Raw genomic sequence first — 20134 nt, forward strand, 5'->3', positions numbered from 1 at the left:
ACAAAAGAGAATTTTTTGCTTAAGTGGCAGTGAATTTAATCGATAACGCATGCTTACCCCCTTGAATTAGAAGTAATCAATGTTGGTGGTTCAGGTGGATGGATGGAAATTATTGATTGTTATTTTTTGGGAATTTCGTCGTCTAGGCGGTGCGCTTGTTGCAGTGAATGAAAAGCGCCTGCAGCATCCCGCATGAGTAGCGTCACCTTGCCATTTATAATACTCAGCAGTTGGGCGCCGCCAGTTTTGCAGCGTTGCGCCTGGTGGTTTCGGAGGGGGTCACTCCATAAGCATCCTGGTAGGCCTTGGAAAACCGACTTAGATGCTGGAAGTTCCAGTGCATTGCAGTTTCGGTAACTGTTGGCCATGTGTTACGGATCAAGTCCCGGCGGACATTGGCGAGTCGTAAATTTCGAATGTAAGCGATCGGTGAAATCCCGAATGTTTCGACGAATCCATGATGCAAGGTGCGAGTTGTAGTCTGTAGCTGTTTTACTAGCGCCTTCATGCAGAGCGCCTTTTTCAGGTTGTCATGAATGTATTCTATCGCTGCCATCGCGACCTTTCTTCTGGTTGGGACTTTTAGCGAGGAGCGACCAGCAGGTGTCAGTACCCGAAGTAGAGAAACCAGCAGCGTACTTTCAATGGCTGAGGTATCGGAGCGGTCGCGCTGTTCTAAAGGTGGATTATTGACGTCATTAGAGCACGCGTTGATGGCTTGGATGGCAGATTGAATTAATTTGAAATTTGCAACCTGAAAGCGGTATTCCTTTCTATTTGCAAGCACATCGATAGTTGAATTGCTTTCCAGGCACTGTTTGTAGTGTTGTAAAGTCGTGGTGAGTGTGAAAAGAGTTTCATTCGGCTCGCACGTGTAATGCACGGGCTCGTCGCTAGTCAGTACGATGATTTCGTTAGGTCGTAATTCATGGTTATTTATAGTGGGTCGACCAACGGAAGTCTGTGAAATGGCAAAGGTGACATAGCCGTGAGGCACAGAACTGATAATAGTCACCGCTGAATCAAACTCCAGTCGACTGCATTGGAGTTTGGGGCTATTAATGAGTTTATGCTGTCGAATGCTTGCTTCACGCTCTGATGGGACAAGGCTCATCTCCCACCGACCAATTGTTCTATGGGATTTGTCCGCAGGCGTAGAGGTTACACGAAAGACTTCATTGGGGATGCTCATGGAGTTGAACGCTCTTCAGCTAAATGGATAGTGCTAAGCAATGTGTGTCAACGACGGTGGTGTCGGTCGTTAATGCAAATCAGTCGAGAGAGTTTGACGAGCGATCCATTTGATCGCTCCTTGACAGTCACGTCCATAAAAAATAAGCGCTGAGTGTAACAATTTTTTTACTTCTAAATTTTCACATTCAGCGTATTGACTATGACGCAAACGCACTTGGCTCGACTTCAGCGCTGTCGTCATTTTTGTCCGTCAATGACTCCGGCATCAGATCCAACGCCGCTGAAAAAACATATGCATCGTTCAATGGTATATCCAATAGGCTTTGAAGTTTGCACGGCGCTATTTTCGAACCAAAGATGGCCGTTTTTTGACTTGTTGGGCCGATGGCTGCGGCATCATAGGCAAACAAATCATTGACACGATAGTTGGTGCAAATTTTATATCTGGCTTTTTCATCGCTCAGTGCTTTTTTGTTGCTTTCAATACGTGTCAGGTCGGCACCATGAGGTTCGTCTTCATAGGCCATGGCCTTGACAGAAAGCAATACACCAAACGATACGGTTGCGAGGTTTTTTAGCTGCATTGACGTGCTTTCCTTATGAATGGCTTTTCAGGCAGAGCATAGTGTCAGCCGCATCACTGCCACGGCTTGGCCTCTGGATAGTCTCGCTCCAACGAGGCTTATCAAAGTCAAAAACTCATATTTTCGGAGTGGCCGCTCTATTTGCAGATGACGCAAGGGGCAGCTTTCAATGTATTGAGAGGCTACGCAGCCAAAAAAAAATATCATCAAAGTGGAATGAGTGAAAAATCTTGACGCTCATTAGCCGTATTTTGGGGTGGGGAGGAGCGGTAGTCGTTTGTTGCCTCTTCCTCCTCATGGAACTCATTTTCAGAGTAGATTTTCAGATACGACAATTTTAGTTTCTCATTCGGACTCAATTCTATTTCGTAAATTTCGATTTCCGCGCTACCGATAGAATATTCATCGTGGGCCATCGAATGAAAGGGCATTGCAACCAGAGATAGAGCTACCAGGATCTTGGTTATCATCGATTTTACGGCTCGCAAAAAAATAGGTGTTTTCACCTGCCACCCCAGGAAAAGTTGTTTTGAAGGAGTATGAAGCTGAAACAAAACTTTACAGGCTGTCATGACATTTGTTTGGAGAAGCAGGGAGCCGGTTTTTGTGCTGAGAGATAGCAGGCACGGCTCCGAAACTATAGAGGAGAGACTTTGAAGGGAAAGGGCGCTTGACTCAAATCAGTAATTCTTATTTTTTTGTTTGAGTCGGCTTTAGCGGCGCAAGGAGTATCAAGTCCTGTTGCCTGGTCGAATATGCGTGACGTGATTGGCAATAGATGGCTTAGTGATTCATGCAGCGCAAGCGGCCAAAGTCGTGCACATAAAAGCATACGGCTTTTTTATCGGTGGTAGGGATTAATTCGTAGTTTAGAACAGCGCCTTCTTGCAGAGCAAACTGGCGTCTGAAAAAGAGATCGGGTGTTTTTTCAATGGCGAATAGCTCGTCATCCTGGCTAAGTTTGACATTACTTACTTTTATCTGAACGTGATGATAGCTTTCTCGGATGACATCCGCCGTGATCGTAGCGTTGCGGATCTTTCCGTTCAGGCTTTCCAGAGTGGTTTGCGTAAGTCGGCCGTGCCCGATGGTCAGATATTCTTCAGAGTTGAGTTGATTTAAATCTTCGAGCCATTGTCGAGTGATGGTTTGATAACTGGTATTTTCCATGTAATAAGATGGCGAATACATCAACGAGAAAATACAGGCGGCGTTGATAATTCCCAGCACTATCCAGTGAGCAGTTGAAGGTATTGTTAGCTTCATGGCGTTGCTTCCAAACATTGTTGGATCATCAAGGCGAGGTCTTTTTGGTTGCTATTTAACTGTAAGTTTGCAGTGCTTAGGTCCGGACGAACGCACGACACGGAATAGTTTGTTTTAAAGAGATTCAACCAAACCTGACCCTTTAAATTTGGCGAAAGCTGTTGAACCTGTTTAGCCGAAAGATCCCGCAGTGATTGAGCTTCTGCGACGCTGTTACCTACTGCATGAATGACTAATTCGTTCACTTGTACACTGGAAATTTCTATTTTCGGTGTGTCGAAGCCCGAATGGAAACCAGTGAAGGCGCATACTCCCAAGGTCAAGACATAAGCGACTGACAGGGATTTTTTAATGTAAGTTGATTTTATGGTTTTTCCTGATGACTCCAGGACACCATCATTTTCGGTTAGCGGAAGCGCTTCAAAGGCGGGCACAGCAGGTTGCGCGGCTTCATCGGAAGGCATCAGAAAGTCTGTTTGTGCATCAACAACATAGTGACGGTTGAAGCAATAGCCTCTTCGTGGAACCGTCATCAAAATTTCGTGATCTCGACTGTCATTCAAAATGTTTCTAAGTGAGAAAACAGCCTGATTCAAACTGCCAGAGGCGACGACGCGGTCATTCCAGGTGTAGTCGATGATTTCCTCACGGCTTTTAGTCTGACCGGGTTCCATAAGCAGCAGGTCCAGTAGACGCGATTCAGCTCTACCTATCGTAGTGTTTTGCACATCTCCGTAGGGTGTCGTGATGGAAAGCAGGGCGGTGTCTGGGTCGAAAAGGGCCATGGCACCATTTTTCAACTTGAAGGCGTAACGCATGAGAATCCTTCGTTCAGGTGGATCTGGCTGGCTATTAAGACAGTTTTGATAGGCTGGATTTGACGTAATACATATTTGTCAGGGGATGAACGGCTACGAGCGGGCAAGAGCGGAAGGTGCAGCGAGAGCCACTAGACAATGCTGGGACAGCCTATCAAAAATCTCACTGGAATCAAGCAAGGTTAATCCACGGAGGTACAATCGAGGGCCATGATGATGCTCGGTACGAATAATGTGCGCTATCCGAAAACTGCAAGGCCGGGGGTTGAGACTGAGTTCTATTTGACACACAAGCCTGCGGTTTGGCTGAACTGATTCCCATTTGCTGACGGGACATTTTTGACCCTCAAGCAGATTGAAGCCATGCATTTGAGTGAGATACAGGCGAGGGCAGGGGATAAGGGAAGTGAAGTTGCTTCAGAGGCAGGGCGAACTTAAATTGTTGATCGCATAACTGGGTAATTACATCGGAACATCAATTAAGTTATCCGGGAAAATTGTCAGTTCGCAACGTTGATATCGGAGCATTCGAAGAAGAATAACCATCGGGATCAAGGCAAAACGTTGTAGCCACGCTGTTGCAGGCAGCTGCTGTAAACCGAGTTGTTGGCGGTGATGCTTTGCTCGGTGGTTCCAGCGTTTTGTCTGCGTTCCTGACGTTGTCTTGAGCCCCCGATCACCACGCCAGCCGCCGCGGCGCTGCGTGCTTGGTTCTGGCGATAGTCTTGCTTGATATCGTCGTCGATCTGGTCATAGACGTTGTCATGTTGATTGCCCCGAACCTGCGCTGCAGTGGCTCCGGCGACGGCGGCGGTGGCAGCGCCTTTTACCCGACCACCGGATGGCACGGTGTTTTGTATCGGGAATTGAGCGTTGGCCTGTGATTGGCAGGTGCTGGTGTCTTGCTGAATTGTCTGGGACGTTTGCCCTTTTAGTGGAACTACCGTCACCGCCAACGCGCCAGAACTGGCGAGCAACACAAATGACGATAAGGTAAAGGTCAGTATTTTCATCAAGTCGGACTCTCGTTAGACATCGTTACATGGCCTAACGGTTTGTTTAAGGTGACGCGGCTCAAACCCCATGCTCGCGATGCAATCCCATGACAATGGATGGCAGGCAATTCAACGTTTGCAATGGGGTATTACGCGGTTATTACTGCTTGGAAAGCAGTGCCTGCATGTCGTTCGTCATCTCTTTGAGTGCGGCCTTGAAGTCATTGGCAGCTATTGGCTGGCTGGCATTATCCAATGTCTCGCCGAACACCTTGCGTACCACCTTGACGACTGGCAAACCGGTTTTTGCATCGATCAGGTCGGCTTCGATATACATTTCGGCTGTCTGATCGCGATGCCCGGTGGCTGCTTGTGTTGCCCCGACAATAGCAGAGATCGGTACGGCCTCATACCAATGCATGCCCTCGTTGGTGGCGCTGACCTCGGTGATCGCCGCATGCAAGATCAATGTCCGCGAAGCTGCGGGTGCTTGCTGTGCATCAGAGACGATTGTGTAGGAGGGGGCAAAGGCGTTCTTGACACTGTTGCTGGCCATGGTCTGCACGTCTTGCAGGGTTTTCAGGTTGATGCGATCGCTCGGCTTCGGCGCTGGATACAGCTCTACCTGCTTGAACACGACAGTGGAATAAGCCTTAGGATCAAACCCTGGCTTTACCCAGCGCAGCACCTTTTTTTCGCTCGGCGTAGTTTGCTCTTCCAGTCCCTGATAATTGGCCAGGAAGCCCGAATATTGCTCCTGCTGCGTGACCTTCGAGACACAGCCGACCTGAAACACGCTACTCAAAGCAATACCCACAATCCATTTATTCGACATGCCCATGTGTTCTGTTCTCAAGTGATGAAAGTTGTCATTCAGTTTCCGACCTGGTCCCAGGTGCTGACCTGAGCTACGCAAAGCGCGAGCTTGTACGTCGGTCAATGCGGGGCGCATCCTGCCCGGAGTGGCTGGATAATCCGAATCAATAACCCTCAAAAACTATTAAACCGAACCGCCAGAGTGTGTCCGTCCCGCAGCCCCCTAAGGCGGGCGGCTATTTGCGAAGAACGTATCGGTCTGATGAGCAAGCCCTGATCGCAAAGGCAGCAGGTCAGCGTTGCCCCATGATGTCCATTAATACCTGTTGACCAGCAATTCTCCTGTCGGGCGTTGCCGCGCGCATTGATGCAGAGGCTGAACCTCCGTCGCCCGACCATCCGCCACAGGCATCCATATCTCGCAACACCGGGCCTCTGTCACGAAATGAAAAGCCATTGTCGTCTGATGAGAAGCGGCTCCAGAGGCAGCAACCTACAGTCCAATCAGCGCAATTCGACGCAGCAAGCCAACATTGCAGATTGGAGAATAAGAAATCATGGCCAAAGCCGTTCGCTTTTACGAAACCGGTGGTCCCGAAGTCCTTCGTTATGAAGACGTCGAAGTCGGCGATCCTGGTCCAGGCCAGGTTCGTCTTCGTCATGTAGCGGTTGGCCTGAACTATGCCGACACCTACTTTCGCAATGGCACCTACCCGATCCCTATGCCAAACGGCATGGGTGTTGAGGCTTCCGGTGTGGTCCAGGCTATCGGCGAAGGTGTGACCAATGTTCAAGTTGGTGATCGCGTCACCTACACCGGTTTCCTCAACACCTTGGGTGCCTACAGCACCGAGCGTCTGATCGCGGCCGCGCCGTTGATCAAGTTGCCGGAAACCATTAGCTTCGAAACGGCCGCGGCCATGACTATGCGTGGTCTGACCTCGTCGTACCTGATGCGCCGCATCTACGACTTCAAGGCCGGTGACACTATTTTGCTGCACGCCGCCGCTGGTGGTGTGGGCCTGATCGTTTCGCAGTGGGCCAAGTTGCTCGGCGTGAATGTCATCGGCACCGTGTCCACCGAGGCCAAGGGTGAAATTGCCCTGGCTCATGGTTGCACCCATGTCATCAATTACAGCCATGAAGACGTTGCTCAACGCGTTCGCGAGATGACGGACGGTGTGGGTGTCAACGTTGTGTTCGACAGCGTTGGCAAGAACACCTTCATGGGTTCCCTGGATTCGCTCAAGCGTCGCGGCTTGATGGTGTGCGTCGGCACGGCGTCCGGCCCGATCCCGGCCTTCGACCCGGTAATGCTGGCAATGAAAGGCTCGCTGTTCCTGACCCGTCCGGCCTTGGCCGATTACATCGCAGACCCTGCGGAAAAAGCCGACCTGGCTGGCGAGTTGTTCGACCACGTCGGCAGCGGTCGGATCAAGATCGAAATCAACCAGCACTACGCCTTGCAAGATGCCGTACAGGCCCATCGCGACCTGGAATCACGCAAGACCACCGGCTCTTCGATTTTCGTCATTTAAGGAGCTGCCAGCCATGAAAGTCGAACAATTGACCTGCAACATTGGCGCCGAACTGATCGGCGTCAACCTCGCCGATGCGGTGCATGACGACGGTCTTTTTGCCGAGATTCGTGCCCAGTTGCTCAAGCATCGTGTGGTGTTCCTGCGAGATCAGGACATCAGCCGCGCCGAACACGTGGCCTTCGCCCGACGTTTCGGCGAGCTGGAGGATCACCCGGTGGCCGGCAGTGACCCGGATCATCCGGGACTGGTGCGCATCTACAAGAATCCGGACCAACCAATGGACCGCTACGAGAACGCCTGGCACACCGACGCCACTTGGCGCGAGGCCCCGCCGATGGGGTGTGTGCTGCGTTGCGTAGAGTGCCCGCCCGTGGGCGGCGACACCATGTGGACCAACATGGTGGAGGCGTATGCGCGCCTGCCGGAAGACGTAAAAGTGAAGATCGCCGACCTGCGTGCCCGGCACAGCATCGAAGCGAGCTTTGGCGCGGCCATGCCAATCGAGAAACGTCTGGCGCTCAAGGCGATGTACCCGGATGCCGAGCACCCGGTGGTGCGTACTCACCCGGAGACCGGGGAAAAGGTGTTGTTCGTCAACGCCTTCACCACCCACATCAGCAACTACCACACCCCTGATCGGGTGCGTTTCGGCCAGGACGCAAACCCTGGTGCGGGCGAGTTGCTGCGCTACCTGATCAGCCAGGCGTACATCCCTGAGTATCAGGTGCGCTGGCGCTGGAAACCCAACAGCATCGCGATCTGGGACAACCGCAGTACCCAGCATTACGCGGTCATGGATTACCCGCCGTGCCATCGCAAGATGGAACGCGCCGGGATTATCGGTGACAAGACGTTCTGATCAACGCCCTCTGTATTAGCACTCGTAGAGTCGCCTGCCAGGCATGACCGGCAGGCGGACAACCATAAAAACTGGAGTAACTCATGCAATTCTTCGACGATTCCCTGCACCCGGAAAACATGGACAAAGTGGTCATCACCGTGGCCCCGTACGGCCCCGAGTGGATGCCGGAAGACTTCCCGGAAGACATCCCGCTGACCATGGATGAACAAGTTCAGAAAGCGGTCGAGTGCTACGAAGCCGGTGCCACGGTTCTGCACCTGCATGTGCGTGAACTGGACGGCAAGGGCTCCAAGCGTCTGTCCAAGTTCAACGAATTGATTGCCGGCGTACGTGAAGCGGTGCCGGACATGATTATCCAGGTTGGCGGTTCGATTTCGTTCGCACCTGAAAGCGATGGCGAAGCCGCCCTGTGGTTGTCCGACGATACCCGCCACATGTTGGCCGAGCTGACGCCAAAACCGGATCAGGTCACGGTGGCGATCAACACCGTCCAGATGAACATCATGGAGCTGCTGTATCCGGAATACCTGGAAGGCACTTCCCTGGCCAACCCGGCCTATCAGGCTGCCTACAGCGAAATGACCGTGCCAGCCGGCCCGGCCTGGGTTGCCGAGCACCTCAAGCGTCTGATGGCCAACGGCATTCAGCCGCACTTCCAGCTGACTGGCATGCACTCCTTGGAAACCCTCGAGCGTCTGGTGCGCAGGGGCGTCTACAAAGGTCCGTTGAACCTGACCTGGATCGGCATTGGTGGCGGTTTCGACGGTCCGAATCCGTTCAACTTCTTCAACTTCCTCCATCGCGCGCCGGACGGTTCCACCGTGACCTCCGAATCGCTGCTCAAAAACGTAATGCCGTTCAACACCATGTCGATGGCCATGGGCATGCACCCACGTGTGGGCAATGAAGACACCATCATTGACCACAAGGGCGACCGTTTCGGCTCGGTTGCGCAGATCAAGCAGACCGTGCGCATCGCTCACGAGCTGGGTCGCGAAATCGCCACCGGCAAAGAAGCCCGCGAGATCTATCGCATCGGCGTGCAGTACGAAACTATCGAAGAAACTCTGTTGGCCAACGGCATGGCCCCCAACCGCAAGGCTGGGCAAAAAGGTGTGCCGCAACGCGGCTGACCGGCAGCGAGGGCGGGAGGTCGAAGACCTCTCGCTCGCTGTTTTGCAATACGCTCGATAACAAAAATAAAACGAAGTTTCGAGGAGGCTGCATGGCCTTTCACCCGATCGCCGCCGGCGATGACGACACCAGTGGTGTCGGTATCGCGCGCAAATATGCCTGGATCGTCTTCGCACTGACGTTCGGCCTGTTGATTTCTGATTACATGTCACGCCAAGTGCTGAACGCCGTATTTCCGATGCTCAAGGGCGAGTGGGCCTTGAGTGATGGCCAGCTCGGTTTGCTCAGCGGCATCGTTGCCTTAATGGTCGGCCTGCTGACCTTTCCGCTGTCGTTGATGGCTGACCGCTTCGGCCGCGTTAAAAGTCTGGCGCTGATGGCGCTGTTGTGGAGTATCGCCACGCTGGGCTGCGCATTGGCGCAGGACTACCAGCAAATGTTTATCGCCCGCTTCATGGTGGGTGTCGGTGAGGCTGCCTATGGCAGCGTCGGTATTGCTGTAGTGATTTCGGTGTTTCCGAAACACATGCGAGCAACGCTGGCCAGTGCCTTCATGGCAGGCGGTATGTTCGGCTCGGTGTTGGGCATGGCTTTGGGCGGCGCTATTGCGGCCAAGCTGGGCTGGCGCTGGTCGTTTGCCGGTATGGCTCTGTTTGGTCTGATGTTGGCGGTGCTTTACCCGATCATCGTCAAGGAAGCACGCATTGCGCCCCAGCGTGCCGCACAAGCCGGCAAAAAAGTCAGCGCGGTGGTCAAGCGCCCATTGCGCACGTTGTGCTCCAGCCCTTCGGTGATTGCGGCTTACATCGGCAGTGGCTTGCAGCTGTTCGTCGGCGGTACCGTGATCGTGTGGATGCCCAGCTACCTCAACCGCTATTACGACATGGCGACCGACAAGGCTGGCGGTGTTGCGGCGATCATCGTCCTGTGCAGCGGCGCCGGGATGATCCTGTGCGGCATGCTCAGTGATCGCATGTGTCGTCAGTCGGCCGAGCGCAAGGTCGCTCTGGCTATCGCCTATTGCCTGGGCAGTTGCCTGCTGCTGTCGGCGGCGTTCGCCTTGCCGCCGGGACCTGCGCAATTGCTGTTGATTTGCCTGGGCATGTTGATTGCCGCCGGCACCACCGGACCTGCCGGGGCGATGGTTGCCAACCTGACTCATTATTCGGTGCACGGTACGGCGTTTGCCACGCTGACCCTGGCCAACAACTTGCTCGGCTTGGCGCCGGGGCCGTTCATCACCGGCAAGGTGTCCGACCTGATCGGCTTGCAGGCGGCCTTCCAGTTAGTACCGCTGGTGAGCATCGCGGCAGCAGCCGTGTTCTTTTATGCCAAATGCCATTACCAGAAGGATATTGCCCGGCTGGCAGGTGAGCATGTCAACGATTCGGTAAGTGAAACTGCGGTAGAGGTGAAGGTGTGAGTGGTCGTTTGCGTATTGATGTGTTTTTCGATTTTATCTGCCCTTGGTGCTTGATCGGAAAACGCCAACTGGAGCGCGCTCTAGAGTTGTTGCACTCGCAGCGACCAGAAGTGCTGGTGACCACGGTGTGGCATGGGGTGCAGTTGCTCCCACACCTGCCGGTTCAGGGTGAGCCGTTCGCCGAGTTCTACCTCAACCGTCTAGGCAGTGCCGAAGCGGTGGCGATGCGTCAGGCCCAAGTGCGGCAGGCCGCGCAGGCGGTAGGGGTGCCCATTGATTTGAGCCGCATCGCCACGATGCCTAATACGGCTGACGCCCATCGTCTGCTGGCGCACGCCAACACATTGGGGAGTGCGGCTCAGCGCGACCTGTTGCTTGAGCGTCTGTTCGCCGCGTACTTCCAGAACGGCGAGGACCTGGGTTGCCGCGAGACGTTGATCACCATCGCCCAATCGTGCGGTTACGACGCCGACGCGGTGAAGGACTACCTGAAAGACGGATCCGGTCCCTTTGTCGGTAACGAGATTGGGGCCTCCAGCGGTGTGCCGAGTTTTCAGTTCGACAGCCAAATAACGATGACCGGCGCGCAGCCTGCCGAGGTGCTACTTGGCGCCATGTACGAAGCCTTGGAGCGCCAGCGCGTGCGGTCACCGTCATGACGCGTCGTGTCCCCGTACCTGCCGGAAAATTTCCACAGGCGGGCGGTCGTGCGCTGTTTGAGTTCGAGAACAAAAGCCTGGCGTTGTTCAACGTCGAGGGCGAGCTGTTTGCCATCGATGACAGTTGTCCGCATCAGGGCGCTTCGCTGTGTGGCGGGCGTCTGGACGGCAGGGTTATTCAATGTTGTGCCCATGGCCTGCGCTTCGATTTGCGCAGCGGCTACCTGCTCAATTCCACCCAGCTCAAGGTCCCAAACTACCCGGTCGAAGTTGTCGACGACCAGGCCTTTATCGTTTTAGTTTCTGAGGAGTCCGCGCCATGAGCGCCATCGCTCTTACCCGTATCCATAGCCGAACACGCGAACTGGCTCCGGGTTTTATCGTCAGTCTGATCGTCGCAGCCGCCGCTACTTTTTTGTCCGAGCACTACGGTGCGCCGGTGATGCTGTTTGCCTTGCTGCTGGGCATGGCGCTGAACTTCCTGGCCGGTGAGGGCGTCTGCAAGGCCGGCATCGAGTTTACGGCGCGCACCGTGTTGCGCATCGGCGTGGCCCTGTTAGGTATGCGCATTACCCTTGAGCAGATTGCCGGGCTGGGCTGGAAGCCAGTAGCACTGGTGGTGACGCTGGTGGTGGTGACCATTGGCGTTTCGGTGATTGCGGCCAAGCTGCTGGGTTTCCAGCGTTTGTTCGGCATGCTCACCGGTGGCGCAACGGCGATCTGTGGCGCTTCGGCGGCTTTGGCGCTGGCGGCGGCATTGCCCAATCATCCGCAGAAAGAACGCGCCACACTGTTTACCGTCATTGGCGTGTCCGCCCTGTCGACCATGGCAATGATCGTTTATCCAATGATTGCCAACTGGTTTTCATTGTCACCGCAAATGGCGGGAATATTCCTAGGCGCCACCATCCACGATGTGGCCCAAGTGGTCGGTGCCGGTTACAGCATGTCGACTGAAACGGGTGACACGGCCACGGTGGTCAAGCTGATGCGGGTCGCGATGCTCCTGCCGGTGATCGTCTGTGCGGCCATGGTTACACGCATGCAGGGCGCCGACACCGGAGGCAAGCGACCGCCACTGCTGCCGTGGTTCGCCGTCGGTTTTCTGCTGCTGGCTTGCATCAACAGCACGGGATGGATAGCGCCCGCCGTGCAAGGCACGGTCAATGACCTGTCGCGCTGGTGCCTGGTGGTGTCCATCAGTGCCCTGGGCATGAAGACTCAGCTCAAGGAGCTGGCCTCCGTCGGCATCAAGCCCATCCTCCTGATGGTGGGGGAGACGGTGTTCCTCGTTGTCCTGGTGCTGCTGTTGCTGCGCTGGGGGTTCTGAGCCCGACCTGAATCCTTTTACGGCAGGGCCGCATTGCGTTTGACTCCTCAGCGCTTTGCGGCACTCGGTCGGTGTCACAAACACCGGCTTTTTGCGGCGACTGTCACAACAGTCGCCGTTTTTTCGTTGGCTCGAAAACACGTCATCACCAACTTCCATAGGGGATGCCGAAACGTTCTATGTAGCGTTGGGAGGAGTCTTTGATCTTCCAGGCGTAGCGCCCTTCATTTTTGCCAAGATAAGGGCCAAGAGGCTCGATACCGACTTGCCCTCGGTCGACTTTGTGGGCGCGGAAGCAGTCGTCCCAGACCCAAACCTGAATGATGCCGCCCGGCGCCAGTCCCAGATTCAGGGCAGCACTCGGGTTGGCGGTGAACTGAGGGGTTTCGTGGCAGCGCTGGGCCGTCGAGTTGCGCATGATGTCGCGGGTGGATTCGGAGATATCGATCCAGCCGGCGTAGGTCTTGCGTTCGACTATCGATTGCCAGCGCACGAAGATGCGTTTCGGCAGGTCGGCACCCGTGACCGACGTTCCCGCTCCGCCGATGCCTACCCAGCCTCGTGCGTTTTCAGTTCCATCGTCATGATCGCTTCTAGCGGCTGCACCCGATGCGACAGAGTGAAACATCTGACCCTTGATGTCTTCGACTGCAGAGGTCTCCACCCAAACTGTCATGTGCGCAGGCTCGGTGAAGCCAATCCCCCACCAAGGCAGTTTGTAGTCATTTTTGGCCGATAGCGGATCGACAGAATGGCAGGCACCTATCGCTACGAGTGCTAACAAAACGGTCAGAATTTTCATGGTTACAGTGTCCATTCCGGTACATGAGGGTGGTGCACCCGTACGGCATCCGCCGTCGGGGCGTGGGCATAAGCCAGTTCAAAGGTGGTGGTGCGTGGTCCCGAGAGAAAGGTCGGGTTCCAGTGCGCTGACTGATGGATGTAATGCAGCTTCAGTAATTGCTCCTCACTCGACGTAATGTTGTAGTCACCGGCGACGAATCGCTCACAAAGACTATTCAAGTCGTCCGGCACCGCGGTTTCTGGCTCGTCTGGGATGGGTAAGAACTCACAGCCGTGTTTTTTCGCCGCCTCATACATCACCCGCAGGTACACCAGCGACAATCCAGCGCCGATCTTGCGCCGTAGCTGCAACCCGACAAATACGCGCTTTTGTTTCGGCGCATTTTGCTCTCTTGGTTCAGGCCGCAGCGTTACCGGGGCAGGGGTGATCAGTTCCAGCATCTCCAGTGGCCAACCCTTGGCGTGCCATTTCGCCTGTTCCTGTTGGGCTTCGCGATAGATCGAGGTGGTTTTTACGTCGGTGAACTCGCCAACGTCCAAGGCCTGCATAGGGCTGAGCAATACGCACTCTTCGATTTCATCGCGGTAACCACCGCCGATATCCGAGTGAACGCCCGGCAGGCTGATTTCCGAATGATCCGGGCTGACGCTGTTGAGGGCGAAATTGGCGCGGTACTCGTCCCGTGCCACCAGTTGCACAACATTGGGAAAGAAGCGCGGCATCAAATACAACTTGATCCCGGGGGCTGCCGGGCTGCGCACATAGCCCAGGTTACTCAGGCCGCCCACAGACGCGACGGTGTCGAACAGGCCGATAAACCCGGTGTTGACACCTTCACCAAAGACCTTGCTGAAATCTCGGGCGAACAGGCTATCCGGCAGATCCAGGGTGTCTCTGAGCGGGCCGTTGATTTTGCTCAGGCACAAACAGGCGAAGTGTCGGGCGGCGGCCGCACCACGGCTGAAGCCGAAAACGTCGAAGATCAAGGCACCTATTTGGATGTTTGGGTAGAGTCCATGAACGGCACGCAACCGTTGTTTGATTCGACCGAATGCCAGAAAAACTCGAGCTTCGATACCTGTTTCACCGCGCCCCAACGCCATGCCCAACAGGCTGTCTTGCTCGCCCGCCGATGTTCCAATTCCGTCGATGTAAACTTTGTCGAATGCCTGATTCTTCTGAATAATTTCTTGTAGGCCAGTCGACTCCATATACAACTCATGCAACCGCTTAACATTCGTCACTTCCCCTCCATAACTACTGTCAGGGTCTTGCATGTACGGCTTGCAACTCCCATCCATATCCTGCTCGGACACCGGATGATGAGCGCCGCACTTTCGCCCCATCTCGACATTGAACGGGTTGTTGCCAGTACCATCGAAAAACACCCCGATACGCAGAGTGATCTTCACCCGCGAGGCCTCCTCGCGTGCCTCCTTGTCTTCCCAGGCCGCATTGAGCGCCTCTTCCCTTGCCCGTTGTCGGGCCATTGCTTCGTCGAATTTACGTTGTTCCGCTGCCTGGTCCGGTCGCGGGCCTCGCCTGAGTTTGCGTTTGCGGCAAATAGCACATTGGCAACCCCCATAGTCATTTTTCATGGATGCATCCCTCGAGCGCAAAGCCCTTCCTTGGGCGCCAAATCAAATATTGGTGTCAGGGAAAAACGATGCGCTTCGGGGGATGGGCGATGCTGCCAGTCGCCGCCTGATTACTTGTAGGATCGGGATGGGATGCTTGAAGCCTGGGGCTGTCAGAAAAGGCTTCAGGCAATGAACAGTGGTGGGGGAGCGGTTACACGGGTGGCTCAATGTGATCCAGCACCCGGATCGCCGTGATCTCCGCCACCATGATGCTGTTGGAAATCCCCAGCAGGGCGTGGCGCGACTCACCCTCCAAATGATCGACCAAGTGATGGACCATCACATCGATCGCCGCCAGCGTCTCGACCAAAAACACCCCCAGGGTTTCTGCCGTCGCCTCCGGGTTCACGGCAAACAACTTGCTGGGTTTACGCGCGGTGGCTTTGATGTCGGCATTCGACGGAAAGTGGAAGTTGAGCGCGCGCTCGGCGGCCTCGTTGAGTTTTTTTGAATCGGCTTCGTACGGGGAAGCCGGATCGGTGTCCGGTGGGTTGGGCGTTACTTTGAACATGGTGAAACTCCTAGAGATATGGAGCTGCCACGATTCGCTGCGAAACGAAAATAAGGTGGCAACTGTACGCGGGTTCGCAGACCAGGACTCTAGGAACCCGGCAGACCATAAGGTCTCCCACGCACAGCCGCCATGACATGAGTGACAGACCTGACGAAGCATCTGCTCATGGACGGTAGACGTTGTGCGTCTAGAGATTACCCAGGCTGCGAAACCCGATCACTGATGGGCAGTGACACGAATCAAGTTACCGAGCGGCCCCAAGGCGCACAAGCCGGCGGATTCTGGCGTAGCCGTAGGCAACGGCGCAAGGTTTTGTGGCTTTCAGGACGTAACCTGGATGGGTTTTAAACAACCCCTTTCTGGCGATGTTTAATACCCCAAGTCCCCAGGGTGGGAACTCGAAGATTTGGCTGGCTCAGGATTCGTTGTGACCAGAGACGGGCTTTGAGGTGGTTTGCTTTTGTGCGCGCCAAGTGGCGGGCGGCATGCCGAACTGGGTGATGAACCAGCGTGTGAAGGAGCTCGCCATGGAATACCCGAGCATGTCGGCGATGCGCCCCAGCGAATAATTCGGATTGTCCAGGTAACGCAGGACCAGATCGCGGCGCACGTCGTTGATCAGATCGTTGAAGGCGCAGCCGTCATCTTTGAGGCGACGTTGCAGCGTTCGCACGTTCATGCCCTGGGTCTGGGCGATCTGCTCAATGGTTGCGCGCCCCATTGGCAGCAGGACGTAAATGGCTTTGCGCACCTCGAACAGCAACGACGGTCCTTCATCGCTCAGCAACGAGTCCAGGTAACCCTGCGCGTAACGTGCCATGGCCGGGTCGGCATGAGGGTTGGTCACGTCCAGGCTGGCATTGGGACAGACGATGCCGTTGAACTCGCTGCCGAACTCCAGCGTGCAGCCGAACAGGCGGCGATGCAGTTGCAGGTTGTCCGGAGGCTGGTGCGTGAAGTTGACGCTGTAGGGATGCCAATGCGCGCCGAGCAGGGCCGCGCACAAACGGAACATGACACCGATGGCCAGCTCGTTGGCTTGCCGGGAGGGCATGGGCGTGTCGGTCACCACCTCCTCGCGAATGATCACCATCTTGCCAGCCTCTTCAATGAAGATCGCCAGCGAGTCATTCATCAAGTGACGGTAATGCACCACGACCTGCAAGGCGTCCCGCAGCGTACGCTGGTGAGTGAGCAGCAGGCTGACCACCCCGAAATCCGAGAGGTGGCGCGACTCGGCCATGCTCAGGCCGAAGCTCTGGCAGCCACTGGCGACGGCTGAATCTTCCAGTACGCGCACCGCGGAATCGATGGGAATCCGATGTTCCGGTGCTAACAACTGAGCCCTGCTCAAGCCACTGGCAGCCAGTACATCGCGCGGGTTAAACCCAAGGTACTGGGTGACCTCCAGGTAGTTGGTCAAGACAGCTGCGCGAACAAGCTTGGTCATGCGTGGGTCTTCCCTGGGCCGGTTAAGGTGGAAATGAGCGTGGCGACTATATCCAGCACGTCATGAAATGGAAAGTTGTTGCGTAAGCGTCGGCGAGCGCCCGTTGCTTCCTCTAATCGCCCCGTCTCATCGAGGTAAATCCGCTCACCTATTGATTACAGTGGCCTTGGGCAAACCTGCTGTGGTTTTCGACCAGCGGGCACCTCATGTCGGCACCGTGAAATTTGTCATGAAAAGAAAAGTGACTGACGTCCAATGAAAAGCGCCCGGGGTGGGGGAACTTTAATGTCAGCACAACAAAAATCTCTGACCAACGAGTCAGTCGAGTCATCGAGAAAGCGTAGGTGCCTGACGTGGACAAACTGAATACTGTCGCAACCGTTTTGATCGTGCCGGGCCTGCGTGAGCATGTGGCCGAACATTGGCAAACATTGCTTGAAGCCAGACTCTGCAAAGTACGCAGCGTCCCGCCGCTTGAAACCGACAAACTCGACTGCGCTGCACGGGTTCGCGCGATCCAGCACGAACTGGAGCAGATCGAAGGGCCGGTGATTCTGGTTGCCCACAGTGCCGGTGTGTTGATGGTCGCGCACTGGGCAGCGTTGCACAGTCGTCCGATCAAGGGTGCTCTGCTGGCCGCGCCACCGGACCTCGAGGCTACTTGGCCGCAAGGCTACCCCACTTCTGAATCTCTGCGGGCCCATGGCTGGGATCCGCTACCCCAAGGTCCGTTGCCGTTCCCAAGCCTGGTGGCCGGCAGCACCAATGATCACCTCGCCAGTCTGGACGCCGTCACTCGCATGGCTCAAGGCTGGGGTGCCGAACTGCGCAATTTTGGCGCGGTGGGTCATCTCAATCCAGCTGCAGGATTTGGCCACTGGCCAGAAGCGCAAGCGCTAATCCTGGAACTGGACCGATAGTTCAGGCGCCGATTGGCTGTTAGCCAACCGGCAATTGCCCTCACTCCTGAGAAGCGCAAGTCCCTGGTACAAGGGACTGCGTGAGGGCTGCTGCGCTTAAAACAAATACAAAAAGGCGGAGAAACATCGCAATGCACAACAATAAGAGTCAAGGCTTCACGGTTCCGCGTTACACCTTGCTGGCATCGGCCATCCTGGCAGCTTCCATGCCGACCGCCCAGGCGGTTGAACTGGATACGGGCAACCCGGACTGGACCGCGCGTATCGATAACACCGTCAAATACAACTACGGTGTGCGCACTGAAAGCGCCGACAAGCGCATGTTGGGGACGCCAAACAACAACGATGGCGACTACAACTTCCGCAAGTCCGGAACCAACATCACCAACCGTGTCGACCTGTTGACCGAGATGGACGTGGTCTACAAAAACGCCATGGGCTTTCGTGTCAGTGCTGCCAGCTGGTACGACAAGGCGTATGAAAACACCGGTTCCAACTCCAACCCGTTCGTCAACGGCAATGACTCACGGTCTGGTCTGGTCGCTAACGACCCACGCCTGGCCGGCGTCACCAACGACAACGTCGGCTTTGGCAGCCCGCACCTGAGCAACTACGCCCAGCGTTATTACACCGGTCCGTCTGGCGAAATTCTCGATGCGTTCGTGTTCTACAGCACTGAAGTGGGCGAAGAGTCTTTGTTCAGCGCCAAGGCCGGTCAGCACAACGTGTTCTGGGGCGAGACCATTCTCAACCCGGTGCACTCGATCAGCTACGGCCAGTCCGGCCTCGACCTGGCCAAACTGGCGGCGTCGCCGGGTACAGAAGCCAAGGAGCTGTTCGTTCCGCGTAACCAGTTGTCGATGTCGTTCACCGTTAACCCCGAGTTGACCGTGGGTGCCCAGTACTTCATGGATTGGGACGCCGCTCGCCTGCCTGAAGCGGGCACCTACTACGGTGGTTCCGATCTATTGGGCTTTGGCGCGAAATCGTTCCTGTTGGGCAACACCAACGCGGTGGTTCCGGGCAGCCCGCTGGGTTGTGGCCTGGCACCGTGCAACGCGTTGACCAACGTGCGTCGCGGTCATGACCTGGATCCACACAACAGCGGTGACTGGGGCGTGATGGCCAAGTGGTCGCCGGCCTGGCTGGACGGGACACTCGGCGTCTACTACCGCGAAACCTCGGACATCCTGCCGCAAGCCTGGCTGGATGCCAGAGGCATCTCCTCGGCCAACCCGAACGGCACCCGGCCAGCCGGGCAAGTGCCGGCGGTGGTCAACACGCTCAACTCGTTGAGCACCGCCACCTATCAACTGGCCTATGCCGACAACATCAAGATTGCCGGTCTGAGTCTGTCCAAGGATGTCGGCGGTATCAGTGTGGGTTCGGACCTGAACATCCGTCACAACATGCCGCTGGCCAGTATCCCGGCCATCGTCAGCACCACCAGCCCGCTGGGCCTGGGCCAGGGCCTCGGCCTGTTGCCGGCGCGCACGGCTTCCACCGGTGTGATCTACGACACCCCGAGCCGCGGCGACAGCCTGAGCGCCACCGGCGATACCTTGCACTGGACGCTGAACGGTCTGATGACCATTCCGAAAATGCCGGTGTTCGATTCGGCAACGCTGCTGGGCGAGTTGTACTACAGCAACCTGCTCAAGCTCGATGACAAGAACGAAGCGCTCTACAAGGGCAAAGGCACCTATCGCGGCATCGACCAGCCGACCCGGGACAACTGGGGCGTCGCGGTCAACTTCACACCGACCTGGTACCAGGTGTTCCCCGGTGTTGACCTCAACGCGCCAATGTCCGTCAACGTCGGCCTCGCCGGCGTGTCACCGGTCTCCGGTGGCGGTGCCAAGGACACTGGCAACTATGCGTTGGGCGTCGGTGCCATTGTGTACAACAAATACTTTGTCGACCTGAAGTACGTGGACTCCTTCGGCCAAACCGACAAGTGCAATACCAGTGGCGTGAGCACCGGCCCGACGGGTGGCGATGGCTCTACTCCGAACGCCTTTAGCGGCAACGAAAACTACGCCTGTTTCGCCGGTGGCTACTCGTCCTTCTCCGGTGGTGGTGCAACGACTGAGGACCGTGGCGCCGTGTACCTGACGATGAAAACAACCTTCTGATTTACAACTTTGATTCACCACTGATTTGCTCAATGCAAGCAGGAGAAT

General features: G+C 55.8%; 20 protein-coding genes. 9 read left to right on the top strand and 11 right to left on the bottom strand.

What is annotated here, in order from left to right; translation table 11 throughout:
- Positions 1-223 precede the first annotated feature (223 nt).
- The 7 genes from ACWGZX_RS24845 to ACWGZX_RS24875 all read right to left on the bottom strand — a co-directional run bounded on the left by ACWGZX_RS24845 (position 224) and on the right by ACWGZX_RS24875 (position 5698).
- Positions 224-1192: a helix-turn-helix domain-containing protein gene (locus ACWGZX_RS24845; RefSeq protein ID WP_452625845.1), complete on the bottom strand. Its 969-nt coding sequence runs from the start codon at positions 1190-1192 to the stop codon at positions 224-226.
- A 199-nt stretch (positions 1193-1391) separates the two neighbouring features.
- Entirely contained in the window at positions 1392-1778 is a 387-nt protein-coding gene (locus ACWGZX_RS24850; protein WP_452625846.1) for a hypothetical protein, read from the bottom strand.
- A gap of 206 nt (positions 1779-1984) precedes the next feature.
- A complete protein-coding gene (locus tag ACWGZX_RS24855; protein WP_452625847.1) occupies positions 1985-2284 on the bottom strand; it encodes a hypothetical protein in 300 nt (99 codons plus the stop codon).
- 277 nt (positions 2285-2561) lie between these two features.
- The gene (locus tag ACWGZX_RS24860) at positions 2562-3044 is read right to left on the bottom strand and encodes a hypothetical protein (RefSeq protein WP_452625848.1); all 483 of its coding nucleotides are present in this window, start codon (positions 3042-3044) and stop codon (positions 2562-2564) included.
- Positions 3041-3862, bottom strand: a complete 822-nt coding sequence (locus tag ACWGZX_RS24865; protein ID WP_452625849.1) for a winged helix-turn-helix domain-containing protein — start codon at positions 3860-3862, stop codon at positions 3041-3043. The genes ACWGZX_RS24860 and ACWGZX_RS24865 overlap by 4 nt, the downstream gene beginning before the upstream one ends.
- Before the next feature lie 551 nt (positions 3863-4413).
- Complete coding sequence (locus ACWGZX_RS24870) at positions 4414-4875, bottom strand: hypothetical protein (RefSeq protein ID WP_452625850.1); 462 nt, start codon at positions 4873-4875, stop codon at positions 4414-4416.
- A gap of 142 nt (positions 4876-5017) precedes the next feature.
- Positions 5018-5698 carry a DUF3313 domain-containing protein gene (locus tag ACWGZX_RS24875; RefSeq protein ID WP_452629061.1) on the bottom strand — a complete coding sequence of 227 codons (681 nt, stop codon included), beginning with the start codon at positions 5696-5698 and terminating at the stop codon, positions 5018-5020.
- 532 nt (positions 5699-6230) lie between these two features.
- On the opposite strand from ACWGZX_RS24875, the gene ACWGZX_RS24880 reads away from it, so the two are divergent.
- The 7 genes from ACWGZX_RS24880 (at position 6231) to ACWGZX_RS24910 (ending at position 12622) form a co-directional block, all read left to right on the top strand.
- A complete protein-coding gene (locus ACWGZX_RS24880; RefSeq protein ID WP_223511575.1) occupies positions 6231-7211 on the top strand; it encodes a quinone oxidoreductase family protein in 981 nt (326 codons plus the stop codon).
- Between the two features lie 13 nt (positions 7212-7224).
- Positions 7225-8073 carry a TauD/TfdA dioxygenase family protein gene (locus tag ACWGZX_RS24885; RefSeq protein WP_223511577.1) on the top strand — a complete coding sequence of 283 codons (849 nt, stop codon included), beginning with the start codon at positions 7225-7227 and terminating at the stop codon, positions 8071-8073.
- 83 nt (positions 8074-8156) lie between these two features.
- On the top strand, positions 8157-9209 hold the full coding sequence (locus ACWGZX_RS24890; protein WP_223511579.1) for a BKACE family enzyme: 1053 nt from the start codon (positions 8157-8159) through the stop codon (positions 9207-9209).
- Positions 9210-9301: 92 nt separating this feature from the next.
- The gene (locus ACWGZX_RS24895; RefSeq protein ID WP_452625851.1) at positions 9302-10633 is read left to right on the top strand and encodes an MFS transporter; all 1332 of its coding nucleotides are present in this window, start codon (positions 9302-9304) and stop codon (positions 10631-10633) included.
- Entirely contained in the window at positions 10630-11292 is a 663-nt protein-coding gene (locus ACWGZX_RS24900; RefSeq protein ID WP_452625852.1) for a DsbA family oxidoreductase, read from the top strand. Before ACWGZX_RS24895 ends, ACWGZX_RS24900 begins: the two co-directional genes overlap by 4 nt.
- Positions 11289-11615: a Rieske (2Fe-2S) protein gene (locus ACWGZX_RS24905; RefSeq protein WP_223511585.1), complete on the top strand. Its 327-nt coding sequence runs from the start codon at positions 11289-11291 to the stop codon at positions 11613-11615. The genes ACWGZX_RS24900 and ACWGZX_RS24905 overlap by 4 nt, the downstream gene beginning before the upstream one ends.
- On the top strand, positions 11612-12622 hold the full coding sequence (locus ACWGZX_RS24910) for a YeiH family protein (RefSeq protein WP_223511587.1): 1011 nt from the start codon (positions 11612-11614) through the stop codon (positions 12620-12622). Before ACWGZX_RS24905 ends, ACWGZX_RS24910 begins: the two co-directional genes overlap by 4 nt.
- Positions 12623-12767: 145 nt before the next feature.
- Here ACWGZX_RS24910 and ACWGZX_RS24915 read toward each other — a convergent pair whose 3' ends face one another.
- From ACWGZX_RS24915 to ACWGZX_RS24930, 4 genes are all read right to left on the bottom strand, one after another.
- Entirely contained in the window at positions 12768-13424 is a 657-nt protein-coding gene (locus tag ACWGZX_RS24915) for a DUF2931 family protein (protein ID WP_452625853.1), read from the bottom strand.
- Positions 13425-13426: 2 nt separating this feature from the next.
- Positions 13427-15025: a phospholipase effector Tle1 domain-containing protein gene (locus tag ACWGZX_RS24920; RefSeq protein ID WP_452625854.1), complete on the bottom strand. Its 1599-nt coding sequence runs from the start codon at positions 15023-15025 to the stop codon at positions 13427-13429.
- 193 nt (positions 15026-15218) lie between these two features.
- Positions 15219-15578 carry a DUF6124 family protein gene (locus ACWGZX_RS24925; RefSeq protein ID WP_452625855.1) on the bottom strand — a complete coding sequence of 120 codons (360 nt, stop codon included), beginning with the start codon at positions 15576-15578 and terminating at the stop codon, positions 15219-15221.
- A 418-nt stretch (positions 15579-15996) separates the two neighbouring features.
- On the bottom strand, positions 15997-17031 hold the full coding sequence (locus ACWGZX_RS24930; RefSeq protein ID WP_223511595.1) for an AraC family transcriptional regulator: 1035 nt from the start codon (positions 17029-17031) through the stop codon (positions 15997-15999).
- Positions 17032-17384: 353 nt separating this feature from the next.
- Here ACWGZX_RS24930 and ACWGZX_RS24935 point away from each other — a divergent pair, with 353 nt between their 5' ends.
- Together ACWGZX_RS24935 and ACWGZX_RS24940 are read left to right on the top strand one after the other, a co-directional pair.
- Positions 17385-17951, top strand: coding sequence for an RBBP9/YdeN family alpha/beta hydrolase (locus tag ACWGZX_RS24935; RefSeq protein ID WP_452625856.1), 567 nt, complete (start codon positions 17385-17387; stop codon positions 17949-17951).
- Positions 17952-18082: 131 nt separating this feature from the next.
- The gene (locus ACWGZX_RS24940; RefSeq protein WP_452625857.1) at positions 18083-20086 is read left to right on the top strand and encodes a DUF1302 domain-containing protein; all 2004 of its coding nucleotides are present in this window, start codon (positions 18083-18085) and stop codon (positions 20084-20086) included.
- Positions 20087-20134 lie beyond the last annotated feature (48 nt).

This window comes from Pseudomonas sp. CLCA07 (assembly GCF_053615335.1).